General features: G+C 71.2%; 13 protein-coding genes. 3 read left to right on the plus strand and 10 right to left on the minus strand.

What is annotated here, in order from left to right; genetic code table 11:
* Positions 1 to 2: 2 nt before the first annotated feature.
* Entirely contained in the window at positions 3 to 683 is a 681-nt protein-coding gene (locus ABEA24_RS34030) for a C39 family peptidase (RefSeq protein WP_345436011.1), read from the minus strand.
* A 327-nt stretch (positions 684 to 1,010) separates the two neighbouring features.
* Here ABEA24_RS34030 and ABEA24_RS34035 point away from each other — a divergent pair, with 327 nt between their 5' ends.
* Complete coding sequence (locus ABEA24_RS34035) at positions 1,011 to 1,913, plus strand: S1 family peptidase (protein WP_345436013.1); 903 nt, start codon at positions 1,011 to 1,013, stop codon at positions 1,911 to 1,913.
* A 69-nt stretch (positions 1,914 to 1,982) separates the two neighbouring features.
* On the opposite strand, the gene ABEA24_RS34040 is transcribed toward ABEA24_RS34035, so the two are convergent.
* On the minus strand, positions 1,983 to 2,777 hold the full coding sequence (locus ABEA24_RS34040; protein WP_345436015.1) for an alpha/beta fold hydrolase: 795 nt from the start codon (positions 2,775 to 2,777) through the stop codon (positions 1,983 to 1,985).
* A 133-nt stretch (positions 2,778 to 2,910) separates the two neighbouring features.
* Between ABEA24_RS34040 and ABEA24_RS34045 the strand changes: the two genes are divergently transcribed.
* Positions 2,911 to 3,792, plus strand: coding sequence for a helix-turn-helix domain-containing protein (locus tag ABEA24_RS34045; RefSeq protein WP_345436017.1), 882 nt, complete (start codon positions 2,911 to 2,913; stop codon positions 3,790 to 3,792).
* Position 3,793: 1 nt separating this feature from the next.
* Here ABEA24_RS34045 and ABEA24_RS34050 read toward each other — a convergent pair whose 3' ends face one another.
* The 6 genes from ABEA24_RS34050 to ABEA24_RS34075 form a co-directional block, all read right to left on the minus strand.
* A complete protein-coding gene (locus ABEA24_RS34050) occupies positions 3,794 to 4,426 on the minus strand; it encodes a sulfotransferase family protein (protein ID WP_345436019.1) in 633 nt (210 codons plus the stop codon).
* Positions 4,427 to 4,598: 172 nt separating this feature from the next.
* Complete coding sequence (locus ABEA24_RS34055) at positions 4,599 to 5,522, minus strand: GNAT family N-acetyltransferase (protein WP_345436021.1); 924 nt, start codon at positions 5,520 to 5,522, stop codon at positions 4,599 to 4,601.
* 303 nt (positions 5,523 to 5,825) lie between these two features.
* Positions 5,826 to 6,680: an SDR family NAD(P)-dependent oxidoreductase gene (locus ABEA24_RS34060; RefSeq protein ID WP_345436023.1), complete on the minus strand. Its 855-nt coding sequence runs from the start codon at positions 6,678 to 6,680 to the stop codon at positions 5,826 to 5,828.
* Positions 6,677 to 7,420: an SDR family oxidoreductase gene (locus ABEA24_RS34065; protein ID WP_345436025.1), complete on the minus strand. Its 744-nt coding sequence runs from the start codon at positions 7,418 to 7,420 to the stop codon at positions 6,677 to 6,679. Before ABEA24_RS34065 ends, ABEA24_RS34060 begins: the two co-directional genes overlap by 4 nt.
* 26 nt (positions 7,421 to 7,446) lie before the next feature.
* A complete protein-coding gene (locus ABEA24_RS34070; RefSeq protein ID WP_345436027.1) occupies positions 7,447 to 7,809 on the minus strand; it encodes a nuclear transport factor 2 family protein in 363 nt (120 codons plus the stop codon).
* Positions 7,810 to 7,837: 28 nt separating this feature from the next.
* The gene (locus ABEA24_RS34075) at positions 7,838 to 9,034 is read right to left on the minus strand and encodes an MFS transporter (RefSeq protein ID WP_345436029.1); all 1,197 of its coding nucleotides are present in this window, start codon (positions 9,032 to 9,034) and stop codon (positions 7,838 to 7,840) included.
* Between the two features lie 313 nt (positions 9,035 to 9,347).
* On the opposite strand from ABEA24_RS34075, the gene ABEA24_RS34080 reads away from it, so the two are divergent.
* Positions 9,348 to 9,953, plus strand: a complete 606-nt coding sequence (locus ABEA24_RS34080) for a response regulator transcription factor (RefSeq protein ID WP_345436031.1) — start codon at positions 9,348 to 9,350, stop codon at positions 9,951 to 9,953.
* On the opposite strand, the gene ABEA24_RS34085 is transcribed toward ABEA24_RS34080, so the two are convergent.
* Both ABEA24_RS34085 and ABEA24_RS34090 read right to left on the minus strand, forming a co-directional pair.
* Positions 9,879 to 11,816: a sensor histidine kinase gene (locus ABEA24_RS34085; protein ID WP_345436033.1), complete on the minus strand. Its 1,938-nt coding sequence runs from the start codon at positions 11,814 to 11,816 to the stop codon at positions 9,879 to 9,881. The genes ABEA24_RS34080 and ABEA24_RS34085 overlap by 75 nt on opposite strands.
* Positions 11,817 to 11,933: 117 nt before the next feature.
* Positions 11,934 to 12,680: a poly-gamma-glutamate hydrolase family protein gene (locus ABEA24_RS34090; protein WP_345436035.1), complete on the minus strand. Its 747-nt coding sequence runs from the start codon at positions 12,678 to 12,680 to the stop codon at positions 11,934 to 11,936.
* Position 12,681: the final 1 nt, after the last annotated feature.

Consider the following 12,681-nt stretch of genomic DNA (forward strand, 5'->3'; position numbering starts at 1 on the left):
TGTCAGAGGATCCGGTGGATGACGTAGTACATGCCGCCCTTCTGGGAGACGGCGGCGAGCTTCTTGGCGCTGATCACGTGCGTGCCGCCGGTCTTCTTGCCGTTGGTCATCTTCCACGGATCCCAGACGGTGATGGTGCCCTTCGACTTGTTGTAGCCGTAGACGACGATCGCGTGCCCGGTGTTGTTCTTCCAGCCCTTGCCGCTCCAGGGCAGGTCGTCGATCCAGACGCCCAGGACGGTGGCCCGGTGCAGGACGCCGACGTCGTTGGCGACGAGGTTCATCAGCTTCGCCCCGCTGCTGATGTCGTCGCCGGTGCGGTAGGTGCTCGTCTTCGACCTGACGTAGGAGTTGAGCACCGGGATGGCGGTCTTGGCCATGGTGCCCTTGCTGGTGGTCCCCATCTTCTTGGCGAGGGTGGTCTGGCTGACCTTGATGCCGAAGGTGCGGAGGCTGATCGAGCTGGACGTCGGCACGCACCAGGAGTTCTTGCTCTGGTACTGCCCGACGATCTTCACGGTGTAGGCGTTGGGCACGACCGCGGTGGTCGTCGTCTGGGCCGGTGTCTGGGCGCCGGTGCGCTCGACGTGGGTCGCCGGCGTGCCGCCTCCGACGGCCAGGGCGACGGCGGAGGCGGTGGCGACGCCTCCAGCGATCAAGAGGGCGGTAGGTACCTTCTTCACCCGGAATGCTCCTAGCGGGGGTATGTAACTGGTGTCTCGAAGGCACCTTAGTTAACGCTAGTTGCAAAATGTCGGGCTACGAGGCAATGCGATGATCTTCCGCCCGGCCGTCGGAGTCGGCTCGCGCTGAGACGATGATCACACCTGTTCCAAGATCAACTACCGCCTGTCCGAAGCCTGTACCGTCCGGCGACGACGGCCAATGTCAAATGTGTCCACATATCGCCTGACTGGCGCTTGGCCTTACCGCGCCGAAGCGGCGATGGATGAGGACGCCATTGGCCGGGTCATTGACGAACGGACAAAAAGGACAGGAGTCAAACCCGCATGACCTCGGCTTCGAATGCCTCCTCTGGCGGCCGGCGACGGCTGTTCGCCCGCGTGGTGGCGACGGCAGCGGTCCTCGCCGGCGCGCTGGCCACCGCCGGCGCCGCGCAGGCGGCCCCCGCGAGCACTGACCCCTCGCCCAAGATCGTCGGCGGGCAGCCGGCGGACCAGACGTACTCGTTCATGGTCTCGCTGGAGTACCTGCGCAACGGCAACCCGGACTCCCACCGGTGCGGCGGTGCCCTGATCAAGCCGCAGTGGGTCGTCATGGCGGCCCACTGCGTGTCCACGGAGGCCTCGGACACGACCCCGACCCAGCCCATGGACCCGACCATCTTCCACCTTCGGATCGGCTCGAAGGACCGGACCACGGGCGGCACGATCGCGAAGTTCGACAAGATCGTCCTGCACCCCGAGTGGGTCAACTACCCGGACCACACTCCCGGCAAGGACGTCGCGCTCCTGCACCTGACCGCGCCGGTCACCGAGAAGACGGTGCCGATGGCCACCGTCCTCCCCGAACCGGGCACCAAGGTCCGGGAGATCGGCTGGGGGTACACCTCCAACAGCGACATCGGCGACCCGAGCAAGCTGCCGACGATCCTTCAGCAGCTGGACACCACGATCCTTCCGGACGACACCACGAAGTGCCACGTCGACGAGAACGGCAGCGACGCGTACGGCATCGCCGTCGGTGACACCTGCGCGGACAACCCGGAGGGCGTCCGCGGCCCGTGCGGCGGCGACTCCGGCTCCCCGCTGCTGTCGCTGGTCGACCAGCGCTGGATCCTCCAGGGCGTCGACAGCCGCGGGGTGAGCGACACCTGCGGTGGAGCGCCGGACATCTACACCGGCATCGGCTTCTACCGGGACTGGATCAACAGTGTGATCTCCGCGGCCTGACCGAGCGTCGGGCCGAATGAGGTCGGTCGGTGGCCGAGACACACCGACCGACTGCCTCCCCGCACGAGGTCAGCGCGCGAGGTCGGCCGCGAAGCCCTCCAGCGCCGCGGCGACGGCCTCCGGCGCCTCCAATGGCAGCAGGTGCCCGACACCGGGGATCACGTCGAACCGCGCGTGGGGGATCCAGGGCAGCAGATGATCGCGCAGGACCTGAGGCGGCTCGACCCGGTCGTGCTCGCCCGCCAGGACAAGGACGGGCACGTCGATGGCTCCGGCGGCGTCCGTGACGTCCGCCGCGATGCCGTGCAGCGGCCACTCCTGGCACGCGGCGGCGTCGGCCGCCATGCTGTCGCGGACGACGGCCTCCCGCACGGCCGGATCCAGCGGGGTGGCGGTCAGCGCCTGGTCGAGCGCCTGCTCGACGGTTTCCGGCGAGTCGTACGCGTGCGCGAGGAACCGCTGGGACTCGGCGGTCACCGTGGCCGGCGGCCGCGGCGGCGCGGGAGCGAGCAGCACCACCCCGGCCAGTCCGGACGGACGCCGGGCGGCGGCGAGCTGGCTCACCTTGCCTCCCATCGAGTGCCCGACCAGCACGTACCGGTCGAGGCCGAGCCCCTCCACGACGTCGATGACGTCGTCGGCGAGCCGATCGAGCCCGTACGGGCCGGGCAGCGCCCTGGACGAGCTCCAGCCGCGCTGGTCGAAGCGGACGACGTCGCGGTCGGCCGGCAGCCGCTCCACCACCGCGTCCCACGTACGGGCGGACCCGCCCCAGTAGTGCGCGAGGACCAGCGCCGGCCCGCCCTGTCCTCGCCTGGACACGCCGACCGCCCCGCCCGTCACCGCGATTGTGGTTTCCGTCATCTCCGTGGTCTCCTCGATATTGGCGGACCGCCCGCGCCGAACCGTCCCGGCTCGGGCCGACCCGGCTGCTTACTGCAAGATCGCAAGTTCGACGCTACGGTCGTCGTGGGCGGGAAACACGGTCGAAAGGCGCGTGAGTGCTGTGGAAACCGGTCAGCTCCCCGGAGTGCGGCAGCTCCGCTACTCCCCGGCCCCTGGCGCGGGCTTCGGCGTCGAGGTGCTCGGCTTCGAACGCCTGCGCCAGATGGACCCAGGCCGTCGGCGGACCCGCCCGCAGCGCCCGGACTTCCACGTCCTGGCCCTCGTACGGTCGGGCGCGGGACGCCACACCGCCGACTTCATCGACCACGCCCTGCACGAGGGGAGCGTCGTGTGGATCCGGCCCGGCGTCGTCCACCGCTGGACCGACGTCGACGACCTCGACGGCCCGCTGGTGCTGTTCGAGCAGGGCTTCATGCCCGCCGGCCCCGCGGCCCAGGCGGCGGCGGACGTCTTCGCCCCGGCGTGCTGGCAGTTGGACGGGAGCGCCTGGGACCTGAGCGTACGAGCGGCGGACCACCTGGCGTACGAGCACGCTTCAGCCGTGGCCGACCCGCGCCTGGGATCGTCTCCCGTGCTCGCCCACCTGCTCGCGGCGCTCGCGCTGCGCGTGCTCCCCGCCCGGCCGGGCACCTCCGCCGCGGCCGAGGACCGCACGGTCTTCCGCCGCTACCGCGCCGCCGTGGAGCGGCACTTCACCCGGTGGCACCACGTCGCCGACTACGCCCGCGCGCTCGGCTACGGCGTACGGACCCTGACCCGGGCGACCCGCGAGACCGCGGGCGTGGGTGCCAAGCAGTTCCTCGACCAGCGGATCCTGCTGGAGGCCAAGCGCCTCCTCGCCCACACCGACCTGTCCGTCGCGCGCTGCGCCGAGCGCCTCGGCTTCGATGACGCCGCGAACTTCAGCACGTTCTTCCAGCGCCAGGAGGGTCTGTCTCCCAGCCGCTGGCGCTCCGCCCGCAGCGGCCGCTGACCTACTCTTCCTTGCGCAGGCGGTCGGCGATCCGGTCGGCGAACTCCTGCCGGTCGTTGCTGCGGGGGAACGGCTCATCGGGCACCGGCACGCCGAGGAAGTCGCACAGCGGCCCCCAGCCCTGCTTCACCTGGAACTCCAGCAGGCGCTCGGCCGGCACCTCCCGCCGTACCGCGTCGTTGTGCTCGGTGAAGACGGCCATCGCGTGCTCGGCGTCCTCGAACCGGCCACCGAAGGTCCCGTCCCACACCATCCGCCCGACGACGTCCCGGCGCTGAACGCTGAGCGGATCGCCCGCCACGAACGACCGGGCGCGATAGATGCTCTCGTAGGCGCTCTCGTACCAGCTGCGCGGATCGCGGACGGAGAGGATCACCTTCGCCTCGGGATAGTGGCCGACGAGCTGCCGCCAGAACGCCGCCCCCGGCCAGTCGACGGTCGCCCGGAAGTCCCGGTAGACCATGTCCCAGTCCGCGGTGCCGGCCTCCGCGACCCGCGACCACAGATCGAGCTGTTCGGCGTCGTCGATCAGCTCGATCATGTGATGACACGGCCCGTACCCGAGCCGTTCCAGCGCGAGTTTCAACGACATCGTGCCGGTCCGTCCGAATCCGGCCCCGATCACCTCGAGCACGAGCGCGTCCTCTCGTGTGGGAAACCCCCCTTTTTGTGGCAGTAAGGGAGGCGATACGTAAAACGAACGTTCTTCTCCCGATGCTAACCGGATGCGTCGCTTCGTTGATCTTCGGGAGGTGTCTCATTCGTCGGCCGGATCCGGACACTCCGCAAGGACGCGCCGCCGTGGGTCAGTCCCAGGTCATGTTGATCTCACGTTCGAAGTTGACGTATCCGGCGCGCTGGAAGGCGCCGGCCATCGGGGTGTTGCCGAGGTCCGTCGAGGCTCGGATGCGGGGCACGTTCTCCAGGGCGAGGACACGGGTGCCTTCGGCGAGGATGTCGTCGATGTAGCCGTTGCCGCGGTGCTCGGGCAGTACCGCGATGTAGGCGATGATCGGGTTGTAGGCGTTGTGGGCCGGGATCACGAAGCCGACGGGCTCCCCGCCGGGCAGCGTCGCGACGCGCCACCAGTCTCTGGGGCTGGTGTAGCGCGCGAGCTCGTCCTCGTAGTGGCGGGTCGCGGCCTGCTGGGCTGACATGCGGGTCAGGTCGGCGCGGCCGTGAGCGTCCAGCGTCCCTTCCAGGACCGAGACCATGAGGTCGAGCAGCTCCGCGCTGTCGTGAGGGGGCCGGAAGGCCAGGCGGCCGCTCGGCTCGGGAATCGTGGTCCCGGGGCGCCATTCCAGGCGGAACCGCTCGACGAACAACCGGGCGCCGGTGCGCTCCAGGATCGTCATGCGCTCCTGGACGGCCTGGCGGGTGGCGGCGCCGTCGCGCCAGTCGGGCGGGAGGAAGCGGCTGTACTCCGGCTTGGGCGAACCGTCCGGGACGACGGCGGCCATCGCCGTACGCAGGAGCCGCTCGCCGACCTCGACGCGGGAGCGAGCGGGGAGGCCGTCGTCGATGTCCAGGATGTCCAGCAGGAGCGGGGTGTCGCGTCCCGGCCGAGCCCACCAGGCGGTCCTGGCCAGCAGCCGGTCCCCGTCCAGGGCGACCCACATCCACTCGGCCTGTCTGCGGCCGTCGGCGAGGTCGTCCGGCAGTTCCTCGTTGAGGACGTAGGGGAACCGGGAGAAGAGGTCGAGTTCTTCGCGCCCGGTGATCGGGCGCATGGTCACATTGTTCAGTTCCACGGTCGAAGCACGCTCCGGTGAAGGCGCTCGCCCGTCTCCGGGGTCAGAGGTGGTCCGCGCCCCGGGAGGAGGCAAGCGCGGCGATGATGGGGTTCACGGGCTCACGCCTCCTTTCGCTGCCGTATCCCGCGAGCCCTGGTGGCCCGGGATCCAGCGATCACATCTATCGGACCGTGATCCGTGCCTGCAATCCCTTTTCGACGTGCGGCAAGCGGGCGGCCCTGTGGCGTGGCGCGTACAAGGCCGCCCGGCCGGGTGGCCGACCGGGCGGGGCCGGAGAGGTCAGGAAACGGGCAGCGGGAGCGCCGGGAACGGAACACCGGTGAGCCGTTCGCTGACCTCCAGCAGGCGGGCACGAGCCGCCGGATCGTAGGCCTGTGCGTGGGCGCGGGCCTCGCGCTCTCGGTTGAAGTACACCCCGGTGACGTCGGCGAGCGCCGGGTCGGTCACCAGCCGCGCGGTGTTCGCCACGCCCTCCTCGAGCGTGCTCTGCACCGTGAAGAGGTGCGTCACGATCTTGGTGGGCATGTACGACGCGGGGTGCAGCGCGTTGACCGTGACGCCGGTGCCGCGCAGCAGCTCGGCGTGGTCCATGGTGAGCATGACCTGCGCCAGTTTGGCCTGGCAGTAGGCCTGGACCCCGTCCCAGCCGCGTTCGAGCAGGACGTCGTCGAAGTCGAGCGGGGCCTGGCCGGCCGAGCTGACGTTGACGACGCGCGCGGGCGCGGACCGGACCAGCAACGGGGTGAGCAGGCAGCTGACCATGTAGGTGGCCAGGTAGTCGACCTGGAAGGTCAGCTCGTATCCCTCGACGCTCTCGCGGCGGGCCAGCTCGACGCCCATCCCGGCGTTGTTGACCAGGACGTCGAGCCGGCCGCGGGCCGCCACCCGCTCGGCCAGCGACCGCACCTCGGCCAGCGAGGAGAAGTCAGCCTTCTCAAAGGTGAACCGGTCGCCGTTCCCGTCGCCCGTCTCGGCACGCAGCTCGGCCAGGAGCGCGGCGCCCTTGCCCGCGTCGCGGCCGTGCAGGATCAGGGTCGCGCCCTGCGCGGCGAGTTCCCGGGCCAGGGCGCGACCAAGACCGTCGGTGGCACCGGTGACGAGGATGGTCTGCTCACTGAGGCGAGTGGGCGTCATACGACTCCTCCGTTGACGCGGATGTTCTGGCCGGTCACCCAGCTTGCTGCGGGGGAGGCGAGGAAGGCGACGACCTCGGCTATCTCGCCGGGCCTGCCGATACGTCCCATCGCGGTCATCTTCTCGAGGCTCGCGATGAACTCGGCGGGACGGCTGCGGAACTGAGGGGTGTCCGTGGGGCCGGGGGACACGACGTTCACGGTGATGCCCCGGTCCCCGATCTCCTTCGAGAAGACCCGCGAGAACTGCTCCAGCGCGCCCTTCGCGCCGTCGTACAGGCCGTAGCGCGGGAAGAACAGCCCGGTGGTGTGCGAGGAGATGTTGATGACGCGCCCGTCGTCACGCATGTGCCGCGCGGCGAGCCGCATCGCGAAGAACGGCGCCCGGGCGTTGACCCGGAAACTGCGGTCGAACTCGTCCTCGGTGACCTCCGCCATCGGTTTGAGGACGGCGAGGACGGCGTTGTTCACCAGGATGTCGACCCCGCCGAAGCGTTCGGCGGCGATCCGGTAGAGGAGCGCGATCTGCTCGGTGTCGGCGATGTCGGCCGCGACCGCGATCGCCTTGCCGCCCGCCGCCTCGGCGCGCGCGACGACGTCCGCGGCCTCCTCGGCCTGGTGGGGGAGGTGGTCGACGACGACCGAGGCGCCCTCGGCCGCCAGCCGGACGGCGATCGTCGCGCCGAGGCCGGTGGCCGCGCCGGTGATGACGGCGACCTTGCCGTCGAGCGTGGTGCTCATGTGCCGTACTCCGATTCCAATCGAGGTCAGACGACGGGATTGCCGCTGGCCGTGGTCTCCGGGACGTCCTCGCGCAGGTCCCAGTGCTCGACGATCAGCCCGTCGGCGACGCGGAACACATCGATCACGGCGATTCCGCGGTGACCGGGCTGGGCGGTGAACAGGCTGTGGACGAAGACCAGGTCGCCTTCGGCGGCCGTCCGGCGGATGTCGAAGCGCGACTCGGGGAGCTGCTCGTGCAGTCCGCCGATGAAGTCGACCAGCGGCTTGCGGCCGTTCGGCAGGTTCGGGTTGTGCTGGATCAGATCCTCGGCGAGAAACCGCTCGGCCTCCTCGGTGCGGCCCTGGTTCCAGACGAGCTCGATGTAGTCGCGGATCAGCTGTGACATTTCGGTCTTCCTTCGGCGATTCGGTGATTCAGTGGCGGGCGAGCACGGGGATCTCCGTGCCGCTCTTCGGGCGGGTGCCGCGCCGTACGGACGCGACGTGCGCCGCCGCCGCGAGCGCGAGCGGCAGCAGGGCGAGGGCGGACAGCGGCCGGGCGCCGACCTCCGGGAGGAGCCGGCTGCCGAGCAGGCTGCCGAGGCTCATGCCGAGGTAGAGGGCGGAGGCGTTCAGGGCGAGCAGGATGCCGCGCTGCTCGGGGAGCAACTCGACCAGGCGGGCCTGCTGCGGGGCCATGAAGGACGCACTGAAGAACGCCCAGACCCCGAACACCGCAACCGCGACGGCGATCGAGCGGGGCGCGACCGTGAGGCCCGCGAAGGCGACCGCGAACCCGATCAGGGCCACGGCGATCGCCCGGGCGCCGCCGATGCGTTCGTAGATCCGGGAACTGGCGGTGTTGCCGAGCATTCCGACGGCGCCGAAGACGAACAGGACGAGCGAGACCACGGTCTGGCCGGCCCCGAACCGGGCCGCCAGGTACGCGCCGGCCACGCCGTACACGACGAACTGCGCGGTCATGACCAGCAGCGTCGTGGACACGATCGGCAGGGCACCGGCGGTGCGCAGGACCGCGCCGAACACCCGCGCGGTGGGCGCTGGGCCCGCCTCGACGGAGGGGAGCAGCCAGAGCAGCAGCGCCATCGCGACGGCGGTGAGCGCCGCGACCCCGGCGAAGGCCCAGCGCCAGCCGATCGTCCCGCCCGCCGCCGACGCCAGCGGCACGCCGAGCACCGTGGCGGCGGTCATCCCGGCGAAGACCGTGGCCAGAGCCCGGGGCCGTTGTTCCTCGGGAACGACCATCGATCCGGCGGCGGACGCGGCCGGGCCGAAGATCGCGCCGCCGAGGCCGGCGGCCACCCGGGCGGCGGCGAGCACCGTGAAGCTCGGGGCGGCGGCGCTGCCGAGGTCGCCCACGACCAGCAGGGCCAGCCCGAGGAGCAGCGCCCGGCGTCGGCACATCCGGCCCAGCACGATCGAGGCCGCCGGTGCGGCCAGCGCGAACACCAGCGCGAACACGGTGACCAGGGTGCCGACCGTGGCCGACTGGACGTGCAGGTCGGTGGCGATCGGGGCGCTCAGGCCGATGACCGCCAGCGACGCGGTGCCGAGGGCGAAGTACCCGAGCGACAGGGCGAGCAGCGCGGGGGTCGAGGAACGGGTTCGCACAACACTCTCCTTCCAATACGGTGCGGTGCGTATCGCAGCGCGGCATCAACGGAGTCCTGAACCGGGCACTGGCGGCCGAGGCGCTCCAGGACGAGGACTTCACGAAGCCGGTCACCGGGGCCCACATCGCCCGGCGGCGCGACGCGGTCCGCGAGATGCTCGGCCGCGCGGGAACGCGGCGAGATCTCCCATCCCGATCACCGATCCGACGTGCACGATGCTCGCCGACCCGGCAGATGCGGGGACAGTGCGACAGTCACCGGGTTCCTATGCATTTCGCATACCGGTGGATCATTGAGGTGGAGGGAGGCGGATGATCCGAGTACTGATCGCGGAGGACATGCACCTGCTGCGCGAGGCGCTGGTCGAGTTGCTCCGCCTGGAGGACGACATCGACGTCGTGGCGCAGGTCGTCGCCGGCACCCAGATCGTGCCCGCGGCGGAGCAGCACCGGCCCGACGTGGCACTGATCGACATCGACCTGCCCGGGGTGGACGGCGTCACGGCGGCCGCCGCGCTGCGCGAACGCGTGCCCGGCTGCCGGGTCGTGATCGTCACCGCGCTGAGCAAGCCGGGGGAGCTGCGCCGGGCGCTGGACACCGGGGTCGCCGGGTTCGTCCCCAAGGACATCCGTCCCGTCGAGCTGGTCGAGGCGATCCGCACGGTCGCCGCGGGCGGTCAGGCGATCGACCCGGCGCTGGCGCTGGCCGCGCTGCGCGCCCCGGCGAACCCGCTCACCCAGCGGGAGACCGAGGTGCTGCGCCTCTCGGCGACCGGGGCACAGCCCATGGAGATCGCCGAGCGGCTCTTCCTGACGTACGGGACGGTCCGCAACTACCTGACGTCAGCGGTCGCCAAGCTGGGCGCCCGCAACCGTGTGGACGCCGTCCGCATCGCCTCCGAGGCCGGCTGGATCTGATCGGAACTCGGCCACCACCTCGAACGTCCCACCGGGCCCGCGCACCGCGGTCAGTCGGCCGCCGGTGCGCTCGGCCAGCCCGGCCAGCCCCGATCCCCCGCCCCGGCCCCGCTCCGGCCGTGCCCCGTCGTTGACGACCCGCAGCCGTACGACGCCGTTCGCGCAGGCGACGGAGATCGTGCACGTACGGGCGTCGCTGTGCCGCAGGACGTTGGTGACGCTCTCGCGGAGCACGGCGGCCAGCGCGGTGTCGAGGGAGTCCGGAAGCCGCTCCGTCTCCACCCGGGCATCGGTTGCCACGCCCGCGGCCGCCAGCACCTCCAGCGCGGTGTCGATCTCACGGCGCAGCCGCAGCCGGATCCGCCCGTCCGCGATCGAGGCCAGCTCGCCGCGCGCCCTGCCGACGAGCGCGCGGAGTGCCGCCAGCTCGGACCCGGCCTGGGCCGGGTCACGCTCCAGCAGCCGGATCACCAGCTCGCCCCGCAGCGCCACCGCCGACAGGCTGAACCCGAGGACGTCATGCAGGTCACGGGCGATCCGGACGCGTTCCCTGGCGACCGCCTCCCGTGTCAGGTCATGCTTCGCCCGGTCGAGCAGCACCACCAGATCGGCCAGCCGGGTCAGGCTGTAGACCAGCCACGCCAGGATGACGTGCGAGATGACCCCGGTCACGATGGTCGCGTGGGGCGGCACCGGCGGCGGATAGAAGTAGACCGACAGGTGCCCGGCCAGCAGCAATGCGGCGATCGCCCACGAGCGCGGCGGCCGCACGTGGGCCAGGACGGCCCCGGTCGCCAGGCCCCAGACGCCGATGACAGTCCCCAGCCCCAGGTCGAGGTAGGAGCCCGGCAGAGCCGCGGGCACGACCGCCAGCACGATCAGGACCAGCCGGGTCCGGGTCGGCCGCCGCAGCTGCGCCATCTGGAGCGCCACCATCCCGTACAGCAGCGGCACGCCCAAGAGCATCAGCGCGGGATGGCCGTACGCCCCGAAGCCCAGTTCGAACAGCACCTTCGTCGCCTGGAGAAGCAGCACGGCGAGCAGGACGCGGCGGGCGAGCCGCGGTGACTCGATCGGCGTCACCCCCGGCCCACCCGAGGTGCGGTACTCGCTCGCGGTGGCACGGATACCGGCCAGCGTGCCGCGGGCGGCGTCGACGGCCTCTCGCAGGTCGGTCAGTACGGCCTCGGGCTGGCCGGTCCGTACGGGCTCAGGCTGGCCGGTTCGCACGGCCTCGGGCTCGTGCCCGACGGAGCGCGCCGCCCGCTCCAGCCGCTCCGCGATGGACCGCAGATCGCCGCCCACCACCTCGCGCAGTTCGCCGTCCAGCCGCAGCCGTTCGCGCAGCGTCGCCAGCCGGGCCTGCTCGTCGCGGGCGGCGTGCAGACCGCTCACCATGTCCGCGAGCGCGTACAGGCTGAAGAGGATGAGCCCGTCAGTGGCCGTGGCGGCCACCCGCGACTGCGTTATCAGGAGCGATTCGTCCATGAGCAGGCCGCCGACCGCCGTGACGGCCAGGACGAGGATGAACGACGGCCAGGCCGCGCGGGCGGGCAGGAGACAGAGCACCGCGACGGCGACCGGCCACGGCAGCCAGGCCCAGTCCGCGCCGAGGACGAGGAACGGCGCCGCGTAGCTCGCCGCCACGGCCGCGAGCAGGACGTACCGGACCCGAGGCCCCGGGCCGCGCCGGGCCAGCACCGCCACGAGCGCGGGATACGGGGCCATCGTGAGCAGCAGGTTCGGCCACGGGACGCCCTCAGACCTGCCGCTCATCAGGCGGATGGCGAAGAGTAGACCGAGCGCGGTCCACATCATGCCGCGGGCGAGTCTGGGGGGAAGGTCCTCCGGATCCGAGGCCACGCATGCTCCCGAGCCGTACCGGGCGCGTCCGCGCCGGGATCGCAAGCCTAATCGCCGCGATCGCCGGCTCACCTCATGGGCGACTCACAGGCGACGAGGTGGCCTTCCCGGAAAGGCTCAGAGGCCGGCCAGGACGCCGTCGACCGCCTTCACGTAGGCGTAGAACGCCTGCGTCCGGTGTGCCGGATTCGCGATCCAGTCCCGGTCCAGCCGCCCGCCCTTGAAGAACGCCTTCCGCTGCGCCGCGCTGATCTCCAGCTGCACGCCCTTGCCGCGCTGGTTCCGGTTGCAGATGTTCTTCGGGTTCTGGCCCTCGATCTTCGACGCCGGCACCGCCGTCTTGAACCCCTTGGCCTTCAGCGCCTTGATGATCTTGTTGACCAGCGCGGTGTCCCGCCCGCCCACGTACGTCACCGCCTTGTCGCCCTTGGCGGCGTGCCAGGACACGGTGTACTTGGAGGCCTTCACGAGCTTCACCGCCCGCGGCTCGTCGAAGTGGGTCGAGGTGATGTGCAGCTTCGTGTTGCCCGACTTCTTGATCCCCATGAACGAGTAGTAGGCGTCGTGCCCGTAACTCGCGGCGTAGTCGGCGAGCTGTGACGTCGGCGCCTCGATCAGCCCACCGTGGATCGCGATCTGCGCCACCTTCGCCCCGCGCGGCGTCCGCTGCACCCGCGTGTAGTCCCGCCCCTCCTTCTCATGCCGGGCCAGGTCGGCGTAGTTCCGGTACGTGTCGGCCGTGGCCTGCACCGTGCCGGCGACCGGAACCGCATGCGCGACCTTGCCCGCCGCCGCCGGGCCCGAGCCGCACGCCGTCAGCGCCAGCAGACCGGCGGTGCCGAGAACGAGCTGCGTCTTCTTCACT

Origin of the sequence: Actinoallomurus vinaceus (assembly GCF_039542055.1) — a bacterium.
GTDB lineage: Bacteria > Actinomycetota > Actinomycetes > Streptosporangiales > Streptosporangiaceae > Actinoallomurus > Actinoallomurus vinaceus.

What these genes read in the sequence shown, in the direction of transcription:
- ABEA24_RS34060 (WP_345436023.1), bottom strand. Translation starts at nt 6,680, where the DNA reads ATGACGCCCACTCGCCTCAGTGAGCAGACCATCCTCGTCACCGGTGCC.
- ABEA24_RS34040 (WP_345436015.1), bottom strand. Translation starts at nt 2,777, where the DNA reads ATGACGGAAACCACAATCGCGGTGACGGGCGGGGCGGTCGGCGTGTCC.
- ABEA24_RS34080 (WP_345436031.1), top strand. Translation starts at nt 9,348, where the DNA reads ATGATCCGAGTACTGATCGCGGAGGACATGCACCTGCTGCGCGAGGCG.
- ABEA24_RS34065 (WP_345436025.1), bottom strand. Translation starts at nt 7,420, where the DNA reads ATGAGCACCACGCTCGACGGCAAGGTCGCCGTCATCACCGGCGCGGCC.
- ABEA24_RS34055 (WP_345436021.1), bottom strand. Translation starts at nt 5,522, where the DNA reads ATGCGCCCGATCACCGGGCGCGAAGAACTCGACCTCTTCTCCCGGTTC.
- ABEA24_RS34035 (WP_345436013.1), top strand. Translation starts at nt 1,011, where the DNA reads ATGACCTCGGCTTCGAATGCCTCCTCTGGCGGCCGGCGACGGCTGTTC.
- ABEA24_RS34070 (WP_345436027.1), bottom strand. Translation starts at nt 7,809, where the DNA reads ATGTCACAGCTGATCCGCGACTACATCGAGCTCGTCTGGAACCAGGGC.